The organism is Halomonas hibernica (assembly GCF_013183775.1).
Taxonomy (GTDB): domain Bacteria; phylum Pseudomonadota; class Gammaproteobacteria; order Pseudomonadales; family Halomonadaceae; genus Vreelandella; species Vreelandella citrativorans.
In genome coordinates this window covers 176,801-197,474 of the sequence record NZ_VIFN01000007.1, presented here as the reverse complement: position 1 = coordinate 197,474, position 20,674 = coordinate 176,801, and the positions used below count along the sequence as shown (strand labels likewise).

20 protein-coding genes are annotated in these 20,674 nt (G+C 56.0%); 11 read left to right on the top strand and 9 right to left on the bottom strand.

The genetic code is table 11. The features are described 5' to 3' along the window. The first annotated feature begins 5 nt into the window (after positions 1-5). Both FKN99_RS12485 and argA read left to right on the top strand, forming a co-directional pair. Positions 6-1,271 carry an inorganic phosphate transporter gene (locus tag FKN99_RS12485; RefSeq protein WP_172118183.1) on the top strand — a complete coding sequence of 422 codons (1,266 nt, stop codon included), beginning with the start codon at positions 6-8 and terminating at the stop codon, positions 1,269-1,271. A gap of 188 nt (positions 1,272-1,459) precedes the next feature. Continuing rightward, the gene (gene argA, locus FKN99_RS12480) at positions 1,460-2,776 is read left to right on the top strand and encodes an amino-acid N-acetyltransferase (RefSeq protein WP_172118182.1); all 1,317 of its coding nucleotides are present in this window, start codon (positions 1,460-1,462) and stop codon (positions 2,774-2,776) included. A 117-nt stretch (positions 2,777-2,893) separates the two neighbouring features. On the opposite strand, the gene FKN99_RS12475 is transcribed toward argA, so the two are convergent. Beyond that, positions 2,894-3,748, bottom strand: a complete 855-nt coding sequence (locus FKN99_RS12475; protein WP_172118181.1) for an SDR family oxidoreductase — start codon at positions 3,746-3,748, stop codon at positions 2,894-2,896. Positions 3,749-4,471: 723 nt separating this feature from the next. Between FKN99_RS12475 and FKN99_RS12470 the strand changes: the two genes are divergently transcribed. The 3 genes from FKN99_RS12470 (at position 4,472) to FKN99_RS12460 (ending at position 6,852) form a co-directional block, all read left to right on the top strand. Continuing rightward, complete coding sequence (locus FKN99_RS12470; RefSeq protein WP_216658074.1) at positions 4,472-5,137, top strand: hypothetical protein; 666 nt, start codon at positions 4,472-4,474, stop codon at positions 5,135-5,137. Positions 5,138-5,230: 93 nt separating this feature from the next. After that, positions 5,231-5,668, top strand: a complete 438-nt coding sequence (locus FKN99_RS12465) for a phage holin family protein (RefSeq protein WP_172118180.1) — start codon at positions 5,231-5,233, stop codon at positions 5,666-5,668. Then, complete coding sequence (locus FKN99_RS12460) at positions 5,665-6,852, top strand: DUF3618 domain-containing protein (protein WP_172118179.1); 1,188 nt, start codon at positions 5,665-5,667, stop codon at positions 6,850-6,852. Before FKN99_RS12465 ends, FKN99_RS12460 begins: the two co-directional genes overlap by 4 nt. A 112-nt stretch (positions 6,853-6,964) precedes the next feature. On the opposite strand, the gene FKN99_RS12455 is transcribed toward FKN99_RS12460, so the two are convergent. Continuing rightward, a complete protein-coding gene (locus FKN99_RS12455) occupies positions 6,965-7,882 on the bottom strand; it encodes a MurR/RpiR family transcriptional regulator (RefSeq protein WP_172118178.1) in 918 nt (305 codons plus the stop codon). 193 nt (positions 7,883-8,075) lie between these two features. On the opposite strand from FKN99_RS12455, the gene FKN99_RS12450 reads away from it, so the two are divergent. Together FKN99_RS12450 and FKN99_RS12445 are read left to right on the top strand one after the other, a co-directional pair. After that, entirely contained in the window at positions 8,076-9,401 is a 1,326-nt protein-coding gene (locus tag FKN99_RS12450) for an aspartate aminotransferase family protein (protein WP_172118177.1), read from the top strand. Between the two features lie 38 nt (positions 9,402-9,439). After that, on the top strand, positions 9,440-10,012 hold the full coding sequence (locus FKN99_RS12445; RefSeq protein ID WP_172118176.1) for a carboxymuconolactone decarboxylase family protein: 573 nt from the start codon (positions 9,440-9,442) through the stop codon (positions 10,010-10,012). Between the two features lie 21 nt (positions 10,013-10,033). Here the strand turns inward: FKN99_RS12445 and xseA are convergent, their stop codons facing one another. Next, positions 10,034-11,374 carry an exodeoxyribonuclease VII large subunit gene (gene xseA, locus FKN99_RS12440; protein WP_172118175.1) on the bottom strand — a complete coding sequence of 447 codons (1,341 nt, stop codon included), beginning with the start codon at positions 11,372-11,374 and terminating at the stop codon, positions 10,034-10,036. 109 nt (positions 11,375-11,483) lie between these two features. Between xseA and FKN99_RS18015 the strand changes: the two genes are divergently transcribed. Continuing rightward, positions 11,484-11,606 carry a hypothetical protein gene (locus tag FKN99_RS18015; protein ID WP_264757784.1) on the top strand — a complete coding sequence of 41 codons (123 nt, stop codon included), beginning with the start codon at positions 11,484-11,486 and terminating at the stop codon, positions 11,604-11,606. A gap of 25 nt (positions 11,607-11,631) precedes the next feature. Here the strand turns inward: FKN99_RS18015 and FKN99_RS12435 are convergent, their stop codons facing one another. The 4 genes from FKN99_RS12435 to tnpA are packed head-to-tail and all read right to left on the bottom strand — an operon-like array spanning position 11,632 to position 14,203. Continuing rightward, positions 11,632-11,901: a hypothetical protein gene (locus FKN99_RS12435; protein WP_022519664.1), complete on the bottom strand. Its 270-nt coding sequence runs from the start codon at positions 11,899-11,901 to the stop codon at positions 11,632-11,634. Further along, the gene (gene tnpC / locus FKN99_RS12430; protein WP_022519765.1) at positions 11,891-13,543 is read right to left on the bottom strand and encodes an IS66 family transposase; all 1,653 of its coding nucleotides are present in this window, start codon (positions 13,541-13,543) and stop codon (positions 11,891-11,893) included. The genes FKN99_RS12435 and tnpC overlap by 11 nt, the downstream gene beginning before the upstream one ends. Before the next feature lie 28 nt (positions 13,544-13,571). Beyond that, entirely contained in the window at positions 13,572-13,916 is a 345-nt protein-coding gene (tnpB, locus tag FKN99_RS12425; RefSeq protein ID WP_016915087.1) for an IS66 family insertion sequence element accessory protein TnpB, read from the bottom strand. Then, on the bottom strand, positions 13,913-14,203 hold the full coding sequence (gene tnpA / locus FKN99_RS12420) for an IS66 family insertion sequence element accessory protein TnpA (protein ID WP_022519766.1): 291 nt from the start codon (positions 14,201-14,203) through the stop codon (positions 13,913-13,915). Before tnpA ends, tnpB begins: the two co-directional genes overlap by 4 nt. Before the next feature lie 73 nt (positions 14,204-14,276). Between tnpA and FKN99_RS12415 the strand changes: the two genes are divergently transcribed. After that, positions 14,277-14,690: an opioid growth factor receptor-related protein gene (locus tag FKN99_RS12415; RefSeq protein ID WP_253927039.1), complete on the top strand. Its 414-nt coding sequence runs from the start codon at positions 14,277-14,279 to the stop codon at positions 14,688-14,690. A 20-nt stretch (positions 14,691-14,710) separates the two neighbouring features. On the opposite strand, the gene FKN99_RS12410 is transcribed toward FKN99_RS12415, so the two are convergent. Both FKN99_RS12410 and FKN99_RS12405 read right to left on the bottom strand, forming a co-directional pair. After that, a complete protein-coding gene (locus FKN99_RS12410; RefSeq protein WP_172118174.1) occupies positions 14,711-15,463 on the bottom strand; it encodes a hypothetical protein in 753 nt (250 codons plus the stop codon). Between the two features lie 106 nt (positions 15,464-15,569). Then, positions 15,570-17,300: an SWIM zinc finger family protein gene (locus FKN99_RS12405; RefSeq protein ID WP_172118173.1), complete on the bottom strand. Its 1,731-nt coding sequence runs from the start codon at positions 17,298-17,300 to the stop codon at positions 15,570-15,572. Positions 17,301-17,516: 216 nt separating this feature from the next. Between FKN99_RS12405 and guaB the strand changes: the two genes are divergently transcribed. Then, a complete protein-coding gene (guaB, locus tag FKN99_RS12400) occupies positions 17,517-18,986 on the top strand; it encodes an IMP dehydrogenase (RefSeq protein ID WP_172118172.1) in 1,470 nt (489 codons plus the stop codon). Positions 18,987-19,080: 94 nt separating this feature from the next. After that, positions 19,081-20,658, top strand: coding sequence for a glutamine-hydrolyzing GMP synthase (gene guaA, locus FKN99_RS12395; RefSeq protein WP_172118171.1), 1,578 nt, complete (start codon positions 19,081-19,083; stop codon positions 20,656-20,658). Positions 20,659-20,674: the final 16 nt, after the last annotated feature.

Sequence of the window (20,674 nt, the reverse complement as noted above, 5' to 3'; positions counted from 1 at the left end):
AACCAATGCAAATTATTGCCCAGTACGGCGAGATATTTATTATTCTGGCCTGTTTATTTGGCTTTTTCATGGCATGGGGCGTCGGCGCAAACGATGTTGCCAACGCCATGGGAACGTCGGTGGGGTCGAAAGCGATCACCATCAAGCAAGCCATCATCATTGCTGTTATTTTCGAATTTTTAGGTGCCTGGCTTGCCGGTGGTGAGGTTACCGCCACCATTCGTGGCGGCATCATTGATCCCAACCTGCTTGAAGCCAACCCACAGTTTTTGGTTTACGGCATGCTGTCAGCGCTGTTGGCGGCAGGCATTTGGCTGATGGTCGCTTCTGCCCGCGGCTGGCCGGTGTCGACCACACACTCCATTGTTGGCGCCATTGTCGGTTTCGCGGCGGTAGGGCTAGGCGTTGATGCGGTGGCCTGGGACAAGGTCGGTCAGATTGCCTCTAGTTGGGCTATTTCTCCGCTGATCGCCGGTACCATCGGCTATATGCTGTTTAAGTCGGTACACCATTTGATTTTCGAGAGTTCAGATCCGTTAGCGGCGGCCAAGCGCTATGTGCCGGGCTATATATTTTTGGTCGGCTTTATTGTTGCCATGGTGACGCTGACCAAAGGTCTTTCCCATGTTGGCCTGCATCTTAGCTTCAGCGAAAGCCTGCTGCTTTCGATTCTGATTGGTGTGCTGATCATGGGCCTTGGCATAGTGATGCAGCGGCGTATCAAGTACACCAAGAACGCCAACGACCACTTTGGCTATGCCAATGTGGAGCGTGTTTTCGGTGTGCTGATGATCTTTACCGCGTGTGCCATGGCCTTTGCTCACGGTTCCAACGATGTCGCCAATGCGGTGGGGCCGCTGGCCGCCGTCATAAGTGTCGTGCGCAGCGAAGGTATGATTGATAGCGCGGCGTTGGTGCCCTGGTGGGTGCTGATATTGGGCGGCGCGGGTATCGTTGTTGGTCTGGTGACGTATGGGCGTCGGGTAATTGCGACCGTGGGCACCGGGATCACCGAGCTCACTCCTAGCCGTGGCTTTGCCGCAACGCTTGCCGCTGCGAGTACCGTCGTCGTTGCCTCGGGCACGGGCCTACCAATTTCAACGACCCATACGCTGGTTGGCGCGGTGCTGGGTGTCGGGCTGGCGCGCGGTATGGCGGCACTTAACCTGCGCGTTATTGGCACCATTGTTGTCTCGTGGTTGATTACCCTGCCCGCCGGTGCAGGCTTAGCGATTGTGTTCTTCTTTATGTTTAAAGGCATGTTCGGCTAACGGTGTAACAGGCGGCGCCACCCGGCGCACGCCCGCACGGAAAGCCCCAAGATCAGCGGCACCTTCATGCAGATTTGCGCTAGCCGATTTGCAATAGAAGGTGCCGCTGTTTTTTGCGCTCTGGTAAAGTAGCGCGAGTAGTGTTGTAAACGTCGTTTTTTCTTTCACCTGCTGCCGGAGAGCGGCCCTTGGATAAGCACTTCCCCTTTGTTGATTGGTTTCGTAACGCATCCCCCTACATTAATGCGCACCGGGGGCGAACCTTCGTCATCTTGATTGAAGGCGAAGCCATGGCGTCTGGCCGTGGGGAGCAATTGATTCAGGATTTAGCCCTGCTGCATACCTTGGGCGTGCGCTTGGTGGTGGTATTTGGCACCCGCCCGCAAGTGCAGGAAGCGCTTGGCCAGGCCGGTGTTGAACCCATGCGCATTAACGGACGCTGGGTGGCCGACCGCGCCGTAATGACCCATGTAGAGCAGGTCGCTGCCCACCAGCGGCTTTGGCTTGAAGCACGGTTATCGCTTGGCCTGCCCAGCACGCCGCTTCACGGTGTAGAGCTTAGCGTGATTTCCGGGAACCTGGTCACCGCCAAGCCCTTGGGCGTTCGGGAAGGGGTGGACTTTGATCATAGCGGCGAAGTACGCCGCGTTCGGGCTGGCGCCATTGAAGGGCTGCTCGACAAGGGCTCGCTGGTGCTCCTGCCGCCGCTGGGTTTCTCAAGCACCGGCGAAGTGTTCGACCTTGACGCCGCGGAAGTGGCCCAGCATGCCGCCGTAGCGCTTAAGGCCGACAAGTTGATCCTGCTGGGCGAATCAGAAGGCTTACAGGATGAAGGGGGCGCCTTACTGCGCCAGCTAACGCCTGCCGATGCTGAGCCCCGGCTTGAGAGCGCGCTGCCCGGCAGCGAGCTTGCCCGCCACCTTCAAGCTGCGTGTAACGCTGCACGAGAGGGGGTGGCCCGCACCCACCTGTTGTCGTGGCGCAATCACGATGCGCTGCTGGGTGAGCTTTTTACCCGCGACGGCGTGGGCACCATGATTACCCAGCACCGCTATGAGCAACTACGCCCGGCTAAGCTCAACGATATAGCAGGGCTTCTGGAGTTGCTTGAACCGCTGGAGCGCCGCGGCATGCTAGTGGCGCGCTCGCGTGAGCGTTTGGAGCATGAAATTGATGACTATATGGTTATCGAGCGCGATGGCATGGTGATTGGCTGCGCCGCGCTGCACGTGTTCCCTAACACCACGGTTGCCGAGTTGGCCTGCGTGGCTGTGCACGGTAACTACCGCGGGGGCGAACGCGGTGAGCGCTTAATGGAAGCGCTGGAGCGCCGCGCACGCCAACGCGGTGTTAGCGAAATATTTGTATTAACCACCCACACGGCCCACTGGTTTGTGGAGCACGGCTTCCAAACGGCCAGCCTGGATGATTTGCCGCCCTTGAGGCGCGAAGCTTATAACCACGCACGTAAATCCAAGGTGTTGGTAAAGACACTAACAGGCTAGCCAAGCGTTAGGAGTGCAGGATAAAAGTAGCGCGTGGTAACGAGCGAAGCGAGGCACCCGCGAAAGGGCGGCGAAGCCGCCCCAGCTCTCCCCCGGCATTTAATTCAAATGCCGGGATTACGTATTTAAAATAACCCCACCGTTCAGGTGGATCGTCTGCCCCGTCATGTACGAAGACTCTTCACTTGCCAGGTACACATAGGCAGGCCCCATTTCGCTCGGTTGCCCGGCGCGATTCATGGGTACTTGCCCGCCAAACTCGGCGACTTTCTCATCGTCAAAGCTTGCGGGGATCAGCGGTGTCCATACCGGGCCTGGGGCAACAGCATTCACCCGAATGCCGCGACCGACCAGCGACATGGCAAGCGAGCGCATTAACCCCTGGATGGCCCCTTTAGTGGCGCTGTAATCGATCAGCGTGTTGTTGCCTTTAAAGGCATTAATGGAGGAGGTGGCAATAATGGTATCGCCTTCCTCCAGATGAGGTAACGCCGCCTTGGAAAGGTAGAAATGGCTAAACAGATTGGTCTGAAAGGTGCGTGTTATCTGATCATCGGGGATCTCGGTCAGATCGCTCCAGTCGTACTGTTCGGCTGCATTGTTGACCAGAATATTAAGCTTGCCGAAGTGGTCTAGCGTTTTTTTAACGATGTCACGACAAAAGGCGGGGTCAGCTACATCGCCCTGTAATACCAGGCAGCGGCGACCTTCCGCTTCCACCAGAGCTTGCGTATCTTCGGCATCTTTAGGCTCTTTAAGGTGAACAATCACGCTATCGGCGCCTTCACGGGCGTAATGTACCGCTACCGCGTGCCCAATACCGCTATCACCGCCGGTAATAATCGCTACCTTATCAACAAGCTTATCGGTGCCTTTATAGCTATCACGAATAAATTCAGGTTCCGGACGCATCTCATGCTCATCACCGGGCTGTTTATTCTGGTGCTGAGGCGGCTGTTTCTGATCGCTCATGTGCAGTGACTCCTTGTTGGGACGTTAATCCTTCCTCTACGAAAAGCCGTGGCCTAATCGTATTCCTGCGTTACTTACACTAGCGCAAGGTTTTATCAAGAGCCAATTCAAGTATTACCGTAACGTTTGATTTATAAAAGATTGAATTATTATAAAGTTCGAGGTTAATGGATGAAGGGTTTTTATAGGCTTGAGCTGGTATAGATGAGTTGTTTGTCCTTTTAATCTTTTTTATCAACCATGTAATGCGTTTGTTGAGGTTTGATGTTTATTTAAGTAGATATTTAAAGGATGGATTAGGTGTTTTAGACCCTGATGAACAAAGGTCATCAGCTTGAGAGGATGCCGCTATTTATCCCTGCTGGATGTGAGTAAAGGCAGCAGTGGCGGGAGGTCAAGGCGGATTGGTTGATGTTTGTTAAAGGCTGGTTTTTGCTTTTAATTAAATGTTTTTTGATATTGGTTAAATAGTGGTGCCGTAAGGGTGTGCTCAAGGTTATAAATTGACAGGGAGTATTGGGTAACTATAGTAAAAAAGCCGATTTATATTAAACGACTATTTAGGTGGTGAGCTCGTTATCTAGTGCGTGTGTTTAATTGATTAGCGGTTCAGTTCGTTTTGTTTCAAGCCACTGTTTGTTAACTGCTTGTTAATAAGTGTTTGTTAGTACGTGCTGGTTAACAAGTACGTTAACGCGTGAAACGACAAGGAGGAAGTAACAAATGAATGATTATGGAAAACAGGCTGACCCAGGTTCTTCAAATACCGACTCGCTCAAACAGCAAGGGCGCGACGCGGCACATGACGTAGGTGAAGCGGCTCAGCATCAGGCTGAAAGCTTTTACAATCAGCAGCGTGATACCGCCACCGAGCAGTCGCAAAAATTTACCAGCGCTTTTCGTAAGATGGCTGATGAGTTTGATCATCAAGATCAGCCGTACTTCTCACAACAGGCGAGAAAGTTTGCCGATACAGCTGATCGTTTTTCAGACAAGCTACGCAACAAGGACTTAAACAGCATCTGCCAGGAAGCGAAAAGCTTCAGCGAGCGTGAGCCTGCCTTGTTCTTTGGCGGGGCAATTGCGGCTGGTTTTTTGGTGACACGCTTCTTGCGTAGCTCAGGCAAGCATTCGCACTCATCTGGCGGTTCAAACCGTTATTCAAACGGCCCAAGTAGTTATGCTCATCCGTCATCGGGTGCTTATTCAAGCCATGAGTCTCCTACGCCTGAGAACCCGGAAGGTGGCGTGATGGGTGGGGCATCTTCGCGTGCCTCGGACCCCACACAGCAACGCTCAGCGCCTACGGCAACGCCCGGCGGCACGGCTGATACCACTACTGCTAGGCCAGATTCAACCAATCAGCCCGGTGGCTCCGGTCGGCTGTAGCTGGCCTGTGTAGCCGCCAGCTGTGGATCAGCCTGTCGCCAGGTTTAAAAGATTGAGTTGAACGCCCTTAATCAAGGGCAAGAGAGGTTATGAATGGATTCAGATCACAATACGCCCCCACAAGGCGCGTCGGTCGGCTCGCTTTTATCGACGGTGATGCAGGAAATAACGTCGTTAGTGCGCAACGAAACCGAGCTTGCCAAGGCAGAGGTGTCGGAAAAAACGCATCAGGCTATGATCACCTTAGCGGCCATTGCGGTCGCAGGCGCGGTGCTTTTAGGCGGCTTTCTCACGCTGCTTGCCGCCCTTGTCTTTATGCTCAATGAGGTGTTGCCTCCTGATATGACGCCTTGGCTCTCTGCCATTATCGTAGGCGTGGTGGTATCGGTAATTGGCATCGTGATGCTTAAAAGTGGGCTTGCCAAACTTCAGGCGCGCAACCTGGTGCCTGATCGCACGTTGCATAGCCTACAGGCCGACAGGGAGCTCGCCAGAGAGCATAGGCATAACGTCAAGGAGGAGTTGAAATGAGTGATCACGGCCATAACGACAGCCACAGCGATATCCATCATCAGCGCGACCATCATGACCATCGCGACCACGACCATCGCAGCACTGAAGAGATTGAAAAGGACATTCATCGCTCACGTGAACGCCTTGACGCCACGCTGCATGAAATTGAGGAGCGCTTCTCTCCTCAACAGCTGTTAAACAGCTCTTATGATTATATTCGTCATGGCGGTGCTAACGAGTTTGCATCCAACCTGGGCGCAACAATCAAGCAGCACCCGCTACCGTTTTTGATGACCACTGCCGGTCTTGGTTGGTTGATGCTTTCCCAGCGTCACCCGAACCATGAACGGCGCCATCAGCATGCATCTTCGCACCGCTATGCCGATGAACATGCGGTGAGCGGTTCTCACGGCTCGCCGGGAGTGCCGGTTCATGAGGGCACGCATACCGATGATGGAACGCCTATCTATAGCGGTACGCCAGGCTACGTTGCCGGTAATCCAGCACAGCATGGCAGTAGCAAAGGCCGTATGAGCAGCATGAAAGAGGGCGCGAAAGACAAGGCTCATCATATTAGCCAAAAGGCCAGAGATACTGCTCACCAGCTTGGCGACAAAGCACATCATCTTGGCGAAAAGGCACAGCACATGGGAGGCAGTATGCGAGACACCACATCCCACCTTCAGCACGGCACGCGGGATCACCTGCACAACATGTCGGATCGCGCTCGCCACGCGGGCAGTCAATCCTCTGAGTTTATTCAGGAGCACCCGCTGGTTGTCGGTGCGCTAGGGTTTGCGCTGGGTGCTGCGTTAGCGGGGCTGTTCCCCACGACGCGTAAAGAGGATGAATACATGGGCGAATACCGCGACCGCGCCTTGCACAAGGCATCCGAAGCGGGCCACGAGCAGGTGGATAAAGCCCAGCAAAAGATTCATGAAAAAGCCGAGCACATGAAAGAAGACGCGCATTCTGACCACACGCATTCGACTTCCGGCCAGCCTTCAGCGTCTTATGCAACGCCGGGCATGTCATCAAGCAGCAGCCCCACAGGCCATGGTTCGGCTTCAAGCATTAGCGCAAGCACCACGGGCGCCACGCCGAATACGGCCAAGGGAGTCACCGAACCCGGCCTTGCAGGCTCCAGTGCGCCCTCCGGTAATACGCAAGGCAACGACACCTTGACGCCACCCAGGCGTTAATCAGGCAAGCAGACGCTCTTATCTTGTCGCGCAGTGCCCGGCCTTGGCTGGGCACTTTTTTATGGGCAGCATTAATGCTTGTTGCGCCCGAAGCCAACCAAAGCGGTAGCGTTCACTCTCGCCGGGGGAGCGCATTCGAGTAGGTATTAAGATGCGCAAGGTGGTCATCGGCGTCCTGCAGTGCTTCTAGCGTGGCAGGGCGGTCACGCTCGGCCAGCAGCGTGCAGAGCACTTCCGAAACGGCCAGCGCAGGGGCCAGAGTATGAAAGAAGCTGTAGCTCTCGGTGGCGCAGTAAACCGTATGCTCGGAAATACTCACCAGCGGTGATACCTCGCTATCGGTGATCGAGAGAACCGCCAGGCCTTTATCTTTTGCTAACTGCGCAAGCGTTAACGTATCGCGCGCGTAGGGGTTGATGGATATGACCAGCAGCACCTCATCCGGTTTTGCACGAATCAGGGCATCGCCGCCTGTGCCAGCAGGCCCATCAAGATGAACCGAGCGCTCGCCCAACAGCGACATAACGTAATGAAAATGCCAGGCCACCGCATGGCTTGAACGTAACCCCAACACATAGATTTTTTTGGCTGCCGCGAGCCTTTCGGCCATGGCGGTCAAGCGCTGCAGTGGCTCAGGCTCGCAAAGCGCGGCTATCTGGGCGCTCAACCCGTGCAGCATGTGATGCGCAATATCACTGCCTGGCGCGCTTACCGCCTGACCATCACGTTGGCGCACCTTGGCCGCAAAGCCATCGTTTCGCTGACGCACTGTTTGTGCATAGTGGGCGCGAATTTCGTTATAGCCCTGAAAGCCCAGGACCTTGGCAAGCCGTGTCATGGTCGCCGGTTGAACCGCCGCCAAGCGCGCCAGTTCGCGCATGGACACCAAGGCCACTTCTTCCGGATGCTCAAGTAGGTAGCGCGCGGCCTGTTGCAGTTGGGCGGACATACCATCGAACTGCGCAATGATCTGCTCTCTTAACGGATCGCTCTGCGATACAGAGCTTTTTGATTTAGGGCTTTTTGACATAGCAGAGCTGCCTCTTGAATACGCCCAAGGGCTTTAGATGATTGCGCACGAGGGTAAGGGCGCTTTTCGATAAAATAATGATCCATTTGTTTTAAATATTCAATTAAAGATTGGCATGTTGCATTGGCGCCCTCGGTCGTGTCACTCTTGTTCTAAATAGGGTGGTTGATGGTCATCTGAAGAGGAAAGGGCTATGACGCGTATTCTTCACCGCAGTATTGGTCAGGCGTTACCGAAAGCGGCGTCAGCGCAGGGCGTTTATATCACTGATACCGAAGGCCGCCGCTACCTGGATGGTTCGGGTGGGGCGGCGGTGACGAGTGTGGGGCACGGCCATCCGGAAGTGCTGGAGGCCATGCGCGCCCAGATTGATAACCTCTGCTACGCCCATACCGGATTTTTCACCACGGATGCTGCCGAGGAGCTGGCCGAGCAACTGGTGAACCTGGCGCCAGACGGGCTGGATTATGTCTATCTGGTATCCGGTGGTTCAGAGGCGGTAGAGGCCGCGTTAAAAATGGCCCGCCAGTATTTTGTTGAAACCGGTAGGCCAGAGCGGCGGCACATTATTGCCCGGCGCCAGAGCTATCATGGCAATACCCTGGGCGCGCTTGCCACCGGCGGCAATGCCATGCGTAGGCAGCAGTTTCAGCCGCTTCTGCCTCAAACGCACCACGTTTCGCCCTGCTACGCCTACCGTGACAAGGCAAGCGACGAATCTTTTGAGGCGTACGCCGCAAGGCTTGCCGATGAGCTTGAGGCCAAGATTATCGAGCTGGGCCCTGAAAGCGTCATGGCGTTTGTGGCCGAACCGGTGGTGGGGGCGACCCTTGGCGCGGTGGCCGCTGAGGCCGATTACTTCAAGCGGGTGCGTAAAATCTGCGACCAGCATGGCGTACTGCTGATTCTCGATGAAGTCATGTGCGGCATGGGGCGAACTGGCACTCTGTTTGCCTGCGAGCAGGACGGCATAACGCCGGATATTCTCACCGTGGCCAAAGGCCTGGGCGGCGGCTACCAGCCGATTGGGGCCGTGCTGTTGTCCTCCGCTATTTATGAGAGCTTCGCCAACGGCTCTGGGCTTTTCCAGCATGGGCATACGTATCTTGGTCACCCGGTCGCGGCGGCTGCGGCGAACAAGGTTGTCGAGATCATCGCGCGGCCTGAAACACTGGCGAATGTAAACGCCATGGGCGCGCGCTTGCAAAGCGGCCTTGAAGCAGCGCTTGGCGCATCACCTTACGTGGGCGATATTCGGGGAAGGGGGCTGTTTCGTGGCATCGAGTTGGTGGCCGACCGCGAGCTAAAGACGCCGTTTGATCCCGCTCGAAAGATTCACGCCAGGATCAAGCGCCAGGCCATGGCCCGGGGCCTGATCAGCTATCCCATGGGCGGTACGATTGATGGCGTGTATGGCGATCACGTGCTGCTCGCGCCGCCGTATACGATTAATGCAGACGAGATTGATCTCCTCATTGAGCGGATCACTCAAGCGATTGACGCCGCAATAGCCGAATAACGGGCGCGAGAGCCAAATAACACAAGAGGAAATACACCATGAAGCAGTCCCCCTGCCCGCCGATGAGCGACGCCGATTGGCCTGAAGCGTTTACAGAGTTACGTGAAGGTTTTGCAGGCGCGATGAACGTCTACCGCACCATGGCACATCATCCGGCCCTGCTAAACGCTTGGGCGCCGTTGCGGCAGCACGTGGTGAAGAACAATGCCTTGGGGCCCGAGTTAACCGAAGTGGTGATTCTACGCGCCGGTTTCCGCCTGGGGTCGGCCTATGAGTGGGCCCACCATGTCAGCCGTGCGCTGGCGCTAGGATTTTCTGATGCGAGAATAAACGCTATTCGTGGCGTGCCTGAATCAATTAACGGCGTTGATGGCCTGATTGTTAACGCGGTAGATGCGCTACTCGACAAGCGAATGCTGGCAAGCGATCAGGAAGAAACATTGGCCGAGGCGATTGGGCGTGAAGCCGTGATCGACCTGATGGCCATGGTCGGCTTCTATTCGGTGCTGGGGTATTTGCTCAAGACCTACGACACGCCGATTGATGAGGGTATTCAAGAAGAGGCGCGGTTGAATCCAGGGCTGTTTTCGCTAACACCACCTTCCGCGTAACCAACGAAGGTTTCTAGCTGTTTACTTGAAGCGCCGTTTTACCTCGACACTCAGCCTGCCTTCACCCAGGCGCAGCGAGAGCTTCTGGCCGGGTTTAGTCTCCTCGGCGCGGCGCACGACCTGGCCCTTTTCATCCTGGGCAATCGCATAGCCCCGGCCCAGTACGGCCAGCGGGCTAATCGCATTAAGCTCCCGTGCGGCGCTGGTTAAACGCGCCTGCTGACGTTGAAGCTGGCGCTGCATGGCGTTTTCCATACGGCGGTGCAATTGACCCACCCGTTCGCTTTCTGCGCGGTGCAAACGCGCCATGTCCTGGCTCGCCAAGCGCTTGCCCAACTGCGTTACGCTTGCCTGCTGCTGAGTAAGCGTTTGCTGCATAGCGCGATTTAAACGCTGGGCAAGGGTCGCCACGTGCTGGCGCTGGCGGTTTAGCTGCTCGCCGGGATGGCGAAGCCGTGCGCGCAGGCTATCCAACTGCTGGCTGTCGCGCTCCAACCGGCGCTGCATGGCGCGGTGCAGGCGGTGTTGTTGATCAACTAGCTGGCGCTTCAAGGCGTGTTGGTCCGGCACCAGGCGCTCGGCGGCAGCGGAAGGGGTCGGGGCGCGAACATCGGCGGCAAAATCGGCAAGCGTGACATCCACCTCATGGCCTACCGCCGACATCACTGGCAGGCGTGAATGAAAAATCGCCCGTGCCAGGTGCTCGTTGTTAAACGCCCACAAATCTTCCAGGCTGCCGCCGCCCCGGGTGATTAACACCACATCGCGCTCAGGGTCTAACCGTGCCTGACGGTTGAGTAGCCCAAGCGCTGCGATCATTGCCGGTGCCGCTTCCACACCCTGCACCGGTACCGGGATTAGCGTTACATCTGCCAAGGGCCAGCGCGCCGCTAAAACGGCCAGTACATCGCGAATGGCCGCGCCGGTAGCTGAGCTTAAAATCAGAATTTTGCGCGGCGGAAAGGGCAGGGGACGCGTATTGGCAAACACGCCTTCGGCATCCAACTGGGCTTTGAGGCGCTCAAAGGCGGCCAGTAGCTCGCCAAGCCCCGCCGCCTGCACGGCTTCGGCAATCAGTTGGTAGTCACCGCGTGGCTCAAACAGCGACACCCGCCCGCGCAGTTTTACCTGGTCACCATCGCGCATCGGCGCCGATACAAAACGCGCCCGCTGACGAAATAGCGCGCAGCGCACCTGGGCGCGGTCATCTTTAAGCGTAAAGTAGATATGCCCGGACGCCGGGCGCGAAACATTAGAAAGCTCACCTTCCACCCACACCTCGCCCACATCGCGTTCAAGGGTTTGCTTGGCGCGTTGGTTGAGTTGGCTGACGGAGAGTGCAGTGGGCGTTGGTGCGTTCATTGCTATCCCTTGCTTTAGGGAACCCAGGAATCTTGACGGCTAGTCGAGTAAAGTGGTGTCGCTACTTCAAGGTATCATTGTATTACCGAGGGAATCACGAGGAAATGCTATGAGTCACCAGCTTACACCGCTGATCGCTTTTTACCGTAGCGAGGCACCAGATCATAAAGGGCGCTATATCAATGCCATTTGGGCCTTGTCGCACTTTTGGTTGGAGCACAGCCATGAGTAAGCGTTCATTCCAAGACGTAGTTGACCTACTTCACGTCCCGGAGAGGTCTCAATAACTCCGGCGAGACCTTGTACTGCTTCCTGCCATCCTCATCCAGCACGATCACGCTCTTGCGGTTGATCTTGGTGACAATCCCCAGCACGGGGCCTTCCCGGCTCTCGAAGGTCACTTTCAGGCCCACCCGCAACTGGCTCAGCGCCTGGAGGTTCTCCCGGTCACGCAGTTCATCAATTCGCCGGCAGATGTATTGATTCAGTTCCAGCAACTGGTCGATGCTCATGTCGTCAATGCGCATGAACGGTGGCCTCCGGCTGTTTGTTCTGTCGGTCAGGATGGCGTGGATCGATCAGCGCCCGTAGCGGATTCTCGGCGAACCGGGTTTTCCAGAGACGAGGCGTCAGGTCGCTGACGTCACTGGCCGGATGCTGGCTGATGCGTTGCAGCACGTCCACCAGGTAAGTGTAGGGGGTAATATTGTGCAGCTTGCAGGTGCTGATCAGACTCTGGATGATGCCCAGGTGTTCCGCCCCCAATTCAGTCCAGCAGAACATCCAGTTTTTCTTGCCCATGGGAATGGGGCGTAGTGCCCGCTCGAGGTGGTTGGTGTCTGGCTGCACGTCTGGGTTTTCCAGGAATACGCTCAGGCTGGCTTCCCGGCTGAGCACGTAGTTCAGAGCTTTGGTCAGTGGATCGCTCGGCACCAGGCCGCCTGACGCCAACTGATCCCGGCACCACTGGAAGAAGCCGCTAACGACCGGTTTCGAGTGTTCCAACCGGTACTGACGTTTCTTCTCGCCAGTCAGCCCGTGGGTTCTGATGGTTTCTTCATTCCGGTACAGCGCTGCGATTCGTTGCAGGGCCTCGGTGACGGTTTCCGGGTGATCCTTCTGCGCCTCGATAAAATAACGGCGGCTATGCACCCAGCACTGGGCGTGGGTGACGTTCTCTTGGGCAGCAGCGTAGCGGGCATAGGCCGCGTAGCCGTCACTGATCAGCGTGCCGTTGAACGATTCGCTGAGGATGGCTTCGATGTGGGCACGCCCACGGCTGTTCGAGTAGGTGAACACCACCTCGTCGGCATCGCCGTATAACGGCCAGAACCAGCCGGATTTCAACTTGCCTTTTTGCGGGCCCGCCCGACCCTGGTGACCGGCCTTGATCGGCGTTTCATCCATGGCCAGCACCCGACTGCGCAGCACGTTGTCGGTCTGGGCATCCACAATGGGCCGAAGCAGGTCGATCACGCGCTTGACCAGATTGGTCAGGGTGCTGCGGCTGATTGTGATACCGGCTTGCTGGATGCGCTGGTGCTGACGGTACAGCGGCAGGTGGAACTGGAACTTGTCCACCAGCAACCCGGCCAGCAGACTGACATCGGCCAGGCTGTTGTCCAGCACGTTGAACGGGGCCGGCGTGGTGATGGGCTTGTCACTCCCCTTGCGCCGGAACACCGGGCGCTCCACCTTCAGCACCACGTAACTGGAGGCCCGCTGGGCCAGCCGGTAGGTGGTCTTACTGCCGATTACTTCGTACTGATCGGCCTCCGGCCCTGTCAGCTCTGGCGGCAGATACTCTATGACTTCCACCGGCACATCAGAGGTAAAGCGCAGACCGGTGTCGTTCAGGCAGCCATCGTCGCGCTGCTTCTTGCCGGTGCCACGCTGATAGGCCTTGATGGGGCGTTCTTCTTCGTCAGCAGGCGGCGCCGGTAGCGGCGCTTCCTCTGGCTGGAACAAGCTGTCCTGCCCGGGAAGATCGAACACCTGCTTCTCGGATTTGGGACCGAACAGCTGCTTTTTGAACCAGTCCAGTTGATGCGTCAGCTGACGAATCGCTTCTGCCTGGGCTCCCAACTGCTCCCGCAACACGGCATTCTCCTCGGCCAGAGCCGAGTAGGAAGGTGCATTGGAAGAAGGAGCGGAAGCGGTTGAATTCATGGCCGATATTATATCGAAAGTCGGCCTTCTATACCCCTCGAAAACGCTTGAACTGGCGATATTTCTGCACCTCGATGCCATCGATCAGCAGTTGCAGATCCGTCAGGGTCAGGGCTCGCTGCCCGGAGGCGGATAACGGCACCCGGAACTGGCCCTGCTCCAGGCGCTTGGCCCACAGGCAATAACCGGTGGCGGTGAAGTACAGCATCTTCATCTGGGTCTTGCGACGATTGACGAAGACGAAATACTGGCCACTGAGCGGGTCGTGCTTCAACTGATTCCGAACCAGGGCGCTCAGGCCCCGGAAGGATTTGCGCATGTCTGTGGGTTCGGTACATAGCCAGATGCGCGCCTGGCTATCGAGCCCGATCATCCGTTCTGGCTCAGCCGTAGCTCGACGCCGTTACCCAGGCTGAGCACAATATTCCAGCCTAAGCCGGATGATGGCGACGTGCCCATCAGTGACGACAAATCGAGAAAGCTGGCTTCTCCAGAGTCTGTCGAATTATCGGTCGGCTGATCGGACAGGCGCTTTCGCCAGTTGCAGAAGCTGGAATAGCCAATGTTCTCTTGTTTACAAAACTGCGAAGCTGACAGACCACTGTCACGATGCTGGTCAACCAGGGCCTGCCACTGTTCCGGGGTGCGGTGCTTTCTCATGGGGGTAACCTCGTGTGGGCAAATGTGAGGTTACTGTAGGGCGAATGTCAGCCGGGCGGCAGGACGTCTTAGAATGAACGCTTACAGCCATGATTATATTCAATGGCTTTTTCCCATTCCTGAAGCTGGTCGTTTTAACGGTTTTGCCCCGCGACTGACTGATGTCGAGCGTGAAGTATTTCACGACGAGAGTGCGTTACGCGAGCAGCAGCGCGTGTCGTTGGATGTGATGTTACGTTTTTTGGGTTTAGTGCGGGATGGGCTCACCATTACCGCCCAACCGAGCCTCAATATCCGTGATCATGTTTGGCTCAAAGCGGGTGGGCATAATCACCTGCGCATCTCGCGGATGATTCGTTCTTTGGCACTTTGCCACCAGTGCGATCTGGCGCTGGCTCTTCAGCAAGCCGTCATACACATTGGTACCGAGCAGGGCATCGTCTCGAATGCCTCGATCCAGTATTGGAGCGAGGCACATAAGGAGTAGCCTGTATTATTCGGTTATTGTTACTGGCATGCCGCAATAATAGAAAAGCCGTAAAGCCTTACGTCTGGCGTTCCTTCAACGAGACAGCCTCTTCGGCGTGATGTGGTCACTGGGTCTGTCAGTGGCTGGAAGTAGCTGAAGTGGTGGCTCGCGGGGTCATCACTATCCACGTCGGTATCTAGCTGAGATACGATCCTTTCGTGTGTTGCAGCGCTGAGTGCTTCCCATTGCTCCATGTTGCCCTTCTGTCTGTTATCTACATGCAGGTAGAGGGCGATAGGGAGCTTGATAACCTTCTTCTTTAGTGCTTTTCCCAGGCTTGTTTCATCAAGCTCGATGAGCTGATTGACGGCTTTTTGCCACGGGCGAACGAGTCGCTGTGTAGTTGTTGTGTACTCTTCACCAGGTTGACGACCATTCACAGAAGCACGAATGACTTTCAGTTCGACGAGGAAACTGGTGCTGCGATAGTCGAAAATGATATCCACTCGGCCTTTGCCGCTGGCGTCATCTGTCTGACGAGATACCTGTACTTCAGTGGCAATGTGGCCGATCTGGCTATTAAAGCCATCACTGAGCAGCGCCTTGATAAAGGTACCGTAGAGTTCCCGCTCATTGGGAATACGTGTATTGCGAATGAAATGACGCGTATCTGGATCGTCAAGCGCTTCCCCCAACGCACTGCATAATATCACCATCATATCGCGCGAAACACGTGCCCCCGTGATGTTATCCGGATTGCTGTAGTAGAGCTGCTTGGGTTGGTCTGCCATTGTTATTACCTTTTATTAATAATAAACAGCATGATACACCTTGTAGCCATATTATTCGCTCAAGGGTCTGTTTGGCGCGCTGGTTGAGTTGGCTGACGGCTACCTCTTATTTGAGGATGTCTGGAAAGGCTTCATTCAACCACTTAATAAAGTTCCGTTTGGCTTTAAATTCGCTATGTAGCTGTGTCAGCATGTGCGCGAAAGCGCTGTATTGAGCTGGCGTTTGCAGGCTCTTTTTCAGCTCTTTCAGTAATGCGATGCCTTGGCGATAGCCCTGCTTATTGGTTTGTTCTACATATAGCCGTACCAGCCGCAGGTAGAGCGGTATCTGGGCATCGGGAGAGGGCAGGGCTTTGGCTAATTGGTACAGCAAATGCGCTGATACTTTATGCTCAGCGCACAATGCTTGGGCATCGTCCAAACGACCCTCGTGCAAGTAAATTTCCAATAAGCTGTCTTTTGCCCGTTGTACTTGGTAGAAAGGCATCTTCTCCGACGGTTGGGTGATGCATTTTAATAACCAGTCACAGGCCTGTTGGCGATAATCGGTGGCTAGCTGATGTGCTTCTATTAGCGTTACTAGCTGCCGGTAATCTTCCAACTGCTGGGTATGCTGATAGATCCCCCACTGTTGCTCTGCCGCCGCGTCTGCTTCGCCGCGATGCAGCTTTAGGCGTATCTCAAGCCGGTTGCGTTCAAGCTGCCAGCGATGGTTGTTTTTTGCCTCGCACTCAGCAGCATACGTTAGCCACGCTGCCACTTGGTCCCAAGCTTCATACGCTATACACAGCTCAGCAGCCTCTAGGCAGTCCTTCTCATCGCTGATGGTTTTCTGATACAGCGCCAGTATTGCGGGCAGGTCACCGGCGGCTTGCGCACGTTTGAGTAACGGCTCGCGCAGGCGAGTCAATCGGTAGCGATCATCCCATTCCATGGTGGCTGTTTGGTTCGGCAGTTCATCCAAGGCTTGTTGCAGGCGCTCATGATAGGCATTTTGGCTCGCTTGGTTCAGCACATCCAAATAGGCATCAGGAATGGGTGGGTAGCGATCCTCTTCCCCGCCAAATGATTTTTCATAGAGGTAGTCTGCTAGTTTGTCGGCAGGCCAATCGAGCCGCTTTACGGTCTTAATATGCAAGGTGTGCAAGAGGTGTTCGCAGTGGAAACGGAAGCCGCCGGAGTCATCAATGGTTTCCAGCGCTTTATCCATGCGCGCGAGTGCGTAGTCCACCAGTGCCAGGCTTTTTACTGAGGGGAGTTGCGGCACTTGTTCGGCCAACTGTTCAATAACGGCTTCTGCCTTACTGAAATAGTGGCTCACTTGAGAATAGCGGAACAACCCACGATTGATGGGAAACGCAGCGGTGATGCGTTTTTTCAGCGCTTTATGATCCAGCACGCCAAGTGCTGCATCCGCCTTCAACGACCACTGTTGGTACAGCACAGGGTCATTTTCAATAAGCGATAACAGAGCCTCGACCAGCGAGGGTTTGTCTAACGACTCAACGTAAGCGTGAATGCGATCTGAAGTGTCGCCTTCTACCCGTTGTGCTTGCTTGGCTTGCTCTGCGCGGAACGCTAGCGCAACGGCCACGCAGTGCTTGCAGAAATCAATGCCTTCGGAGGCAGGGCAATTACAACCTCCGCTCAAACCTTGCTTGGTTAACGTCAATGTCACATGGTAAAGCTCGCTGCCCTCGACGTCAGCGCTAATGGTGGAACCGCTTTTATCCCAATGGATCACCATGCCCTGTTGGTAATATTGAACCCCTCGGGAAAAAGCCGCATCACCCGCCAACATAATCAGCTGTGAGTCTGAAATTAACGTCTCATCCATTGTCGCCACCCGACATTTCTATAGAGCTAAATGACGTATAGGTTAACATTAACTGCAGGGTAATAGCCGTCACAGAGTATGCGCTAGCAGTGAGCCAAGCAGGAGTAGTGACGTTGAATAGGGGCAGTAGCATTGCTGGGGAACCCCTCAAAACGCTATAATGGGGGATTAACTTTTCACGCCCCTTCTTCCCACATCAAATTGGGTGTTGCCGCTATGCTACGTATGGCCCAAGAAGCGCTTACGTTCGATGACGTACTTCTCGTTCCTGGCTTCTCCGATATCCTCCCCAAGGATGTCAGTCTCAAAACTCGCCTGACCCGTAATCTCTCGCTTAATATCCCGCTCGTTTCTGCTGCGATGGACACCGTGACCGAAGCGCGTCTGGCGATTGCGATGGCTCAGGAAGGCGGCATCGGCATCATTCACAAGAACATGACCATGGCCCAGCAGGCCACGGAAGTGCGCAAGGTCAAAAAGCACGAAAGCGTCATTGTTAAAGACCCGGTCACCGTTAGCCCCAAGGCCAAGCTTGAAGACCTTCTCGCCATGGCGAAAGAGAACGGCTTCTCCGGCTTCCCGGTGGTGGAAGGCGAAACGCTGGTAGGTATCGTGACCGAGCGTGACATGCGCTTCCAGCCGAACGTCGGCGACAGCGTGGCCGATATCATGACCCCGCGTGATCGGCTGGTTACCGTTAAGGAAGGCACTGACCTTGAAGCCAGCAAAGCCAAGATGCGCGAACACCGCATTGAGAAAATGCTGATTGTCGATGATGCCTTCCACCTGCGTGGCCTGGTCACCTTCCAGGATATCGAAAAAGCCCGCACCTACCCGATGGCCGCTAAAGACAGCGATGGTCGCCTGTTGGTAGGCGCCGCCGTAGGCACCGGCCCAGAAACCCCGGATCGTGTTATCGCACTGGCGGAAGCAGGCGTTGACGTGATCATTGTCGATACCGCTCACGGCCATTCTCAAGGTGTTATTGACCGCGTTAGCTGGATCAAAGAGCACTACCCGGACATTCAGGTCATCGGCGGCAACATTGCCACTGGCGCCGCTGCCAAAGCACTGGCCGAAGCGGGTGCCGACGGCGTGAAAGTGGGCATCGGCCCAGGCTCCATCTGCACCACGCGCATTGTGGCCGGTGTGGGCGTGCCGCAAATCACCGCCGTTTCCAACGTCGCCGCCGCGCTTAAAGAGTATGACATTCCGTTGATTGCTGACGGTGGCGTACGCTTCTCTGGCGACCTGGCCAAGGCTATTGCCGCTGGCGCAAGCGCTGTGATGGTCGGCGGTTTGCTGGCCGGTACCGAAGAAGCTCCGGGCGAAGTCGAGCTGTTCCAGGGGCGTACTTATAAAGCCTACCGTGGCATGGGCTCCATGGGCGCCATGGCGCAAAATCAGGGCAGCGCCGACCGCTACTTCCAGGATAAGGACGCCGGTGCCGAGAAGCTGGTGCCCGAAGGCATCGAAGGCCGCGTACCGTATAAAGGCATGATGAGCGCCATCGTTCACCAGATGATGGGCGGGCTGCGCGCCTCCATGGGCTACACCGGCTGCCGCGATATTCAGGAAATGCGCACCAAGCCGGAATTTGTCCAGATTACCGGTGCTGGTTTTAACGAATCCCACGTTCACGACGTGCAGATCACCAAAGAAGCTCCCAACTACCGGGTGAGCTAACCAGCGCTTTAAGTAACACGGCGGCGGGCATTGCTCCGCCGCTTGCTTTTCGGCCTTACCAGCAGCACCTCCACTGCTTACTCGAGATACCGCCATGAATGATATCCACGCTCACAAAATCCTGATTCTCGACTTCGGCTCGCAGTACACCCAGTTGATCGCCCGCCGGGTACGCGAAATTGGCGTATTTTCTGAGGTTCGCGCCTTCGACATCACCGAAGAAGAGATCCGCGAGTACAACCCTAACGGCATCATCCTGGCCGGCGGCCCCGAGTCCGTGACCGAGCTGGATTCCCCGCGTGCGCCGCAGTGCGTGTTCGAAATGGGCCTGCCCGTGTTTGGCGTTTGCTACGGCATGCAGACCATGGCCGAGCAGTTGGGCGGTAAGGTGGAAGGCTCCAACAAGAGCGAGTTTGGCTACGCGCAAATCCGCATCGACGCTGAAAACGCACTCTTCAAAGACATCAAAGACCACGTAGACACCGCGACCGGAAAAGCCCTGCTGGACGTATGGATGAGCCACGGCGACAAGGTAGCCCAAGCGCCTGCCGAGTTCACCATTACCGCTTCCACACCCAGTTGCCCGATTGCGGCGATGGTCTGGGAAGAGAAGCAGTTCTACGGCGTACAGTTCCACCCGGAAGTGACCCACACCCTGCAAGGCCAGCGGATTCTTGAGCACTTCGTGCTGGATATCTGTAAAGCTGAAAAACGCTGGACGCCTGCACAAATCATCGAAGACCAGGTACAGCGCGTACGCGAGCAAGTGGGCGACCGCCACGTACTGCTCGGCCTTTCCGGCGGTGTGGACTCTTCCGTAGTCGCCGCACTGCTGCACAAAGCGATTGGCGACCAGCTGACCTGCGTATTCGTGGACAACGGCCTGCTGCGTAAAGACGAAGGCAACCAGGTCATGGAAACCTTCGCCAAGCACATGGGCGTTAAGGTCATCCGCGTAGACGCTGAAGACCTGTTCCTGGGCAAGCTGAAAGGCGAGAAAGACCCGGAAGCCAAGCGCAAAATCATCGGCAACACCTTCATCGACGTGTTCGATGAAGAAGCCAGCAAGATTGAAGGCGTCGAGTTCCTGGCCCAGGGCACTATCTACCCGGACGTGATCGAATCCGCCGCCTCCAAAACCGGCAAGGCGCACGTGATCAAATCCCACCACAACGTGGGTGGCCTGCCGGAAACCATGAAGCTCAAGCTGGTTGAGCCGCTGCGCGAACTGTTCAAAGACGAAGTGCGCAAGCTTGGCCTGGAGCTCGGCCTGCCCTACGACATGGTCTACCGCCACCCCTTCCCAGGGCCGGGCTTGGGCGTGCGTATTCTGGGTGAAGTGAAGAAAGAGTACGCCGACATCCTCCGCGAAGCCGACGCCATCTTCATCGAAGAACTGCGCGCCGCTGGCTGGTACGAGAAAACCAGCCAGGCATTCGCCGTATTCCTGCCGGTTAAATCGGTAGGCGTAGTAGGCGACGGCCGCCGTTACGAATGGGTCATCGCTATCCGTGCGGTAGAAACCATCGACTTCATGACCGCCCGCTGGGCGCACCTGCCTTATGAGCTGCTGGAGACTGTCTCCAACCGGATTATCAATGAGCTGGGTGGGGTGTCTCGGGTTACTTATGATGTCTCCAGCAAGCCGCCTGCTACTATTGAGTGGGAGTGATTGCAAGTTAAGCACT

Bases quoted from the DNA above. Each gene is read 5' to 3' on its own strand.
- FKN99_RS12485 (WP_172118183.1), top strand. From the start codon at position 6: ATGCAAATTATTGCCCAGTACGGCGAGATATTTATTATTCTGGCCTGT.
- FKN99_RS12475 (WP_172118181.1), bottom strand. From the start codon at position 3,748: ATGAGCGATCAGAAACAGCCGCCTCAGCACCAGAATAAACAGCCCGGT.
- FKN99_RS12470 (WP_216658074.1), top strand. From the start codon at position 4,472: ATGAATGATTATGGAAAACAGGCTGACCCAGGTTCTTCAAATACCGAC.
- FKN99_RS12465 (WP_172118180.1), top strand. From the start codon at position 5,231: ATGGATTCAGATCACAATACGCCCCCACAAGGCGCGTCGGTCGGCTCG.
- FKN99_RS12460 (WP_172118179.1), top strand. From the start codon at position 5,665: ATGAGTGATCACGGCCATAACGACAGCCACAGCGATATCCATCATCAG.
- FKN99_RS12455 (WP_172118178.1), bottom strand. From the start codon at position 7,882: ATGTCAAAAAGCCCTAAATCAAAAAGCTCTGTATCGCAGAGCGATCCG.
- FKN99_RS12450 (WP_172118177.1), top strand. From the start codon at position 8,076: ATGACGCGTATTCTTCACCGCAGTATTGGTCAGGCGTTACCGAAAGCG.
- FKN99_RS12445 (WP_172118176.1), top strand. From the start codon at position 9,440: ATGAAGCAGTCCCCCTGCCCGCCGATGAGCGACGCCGATTGGCCTGAA.
- xseA (WP_172118175.1), bottom strand. From the start codon at position 11,374: ATGAACGCACCAACGCCCACTGCACTCTCCGTCAGCCAACTCAACCAA.
- FKN99_RS18015 (WP_264757784.1), top strand. From the start codon at position 11,484: ATGAGTCACCAGCTTACACCGCTGATCGCTTTTTACCGTAGCGAGGCA.
- FKN99_RS12435 (WP_022519664.1), bottom strand. From the start codon at position 11,901: ATGCGCATTGACGACATGAGCATCGACCAGTTGCTGGAACTGAATCAA.
- tnpC (WP_022519765.1), bottom strand. From the start codon at position 13,543: ATGAATTCAACCGCTTCCGCTCCTTCTTCCAATGCACCTTCCTACTCG.
- tnpB (WP_016915087.1), bottom strand. From the start codon at position 13,916: ATGATCGGGCTCGATAGCCAGGCGCGCATCTGGCTATGTACCGAACCC.
- tnpA (WP_022519766.1), bottom strand. From the start codon at position 14,203: ATGAGAAAGCACCGCACCCCGGAACAGTGGCAGGCCCTGGTTGACCAG.
- FKN99_RS12415 (WP_253927039.1), top strand. From the start codon at position 14,277: ATGAACGCTTACAGCCATGATTATATTCAATGGCTTTTTCCCATTCCT.
- FKN99_RS12410 (WP_172118174.1), bottom strand. From the start codon at position 15,463: ATGGCAGACCAACCCAAGCAGCTCTACTACAGCAATCCGGATAACATC.
- FKN99_RS12405 (WP_172118173.1), bottom strand. From the start codon at position 17,300: ATGGATGAGACGTTAATTTCAGACTCACAGCTGATTATGTTGGCGGGT.
- guaB (WP_172118172.1), top strand. From the start codon at position 17,517: ATGCTACGTATGGCCCAAGAAGCGCTTACGTTCGATGACGTACTTCTC.
- guaA (WP_172118171.1), top strand. From the start codon at position 19,081: ATGAATGATATCCACGCTCACAAAATCCTGATTCTCGACTTCGGCTCG.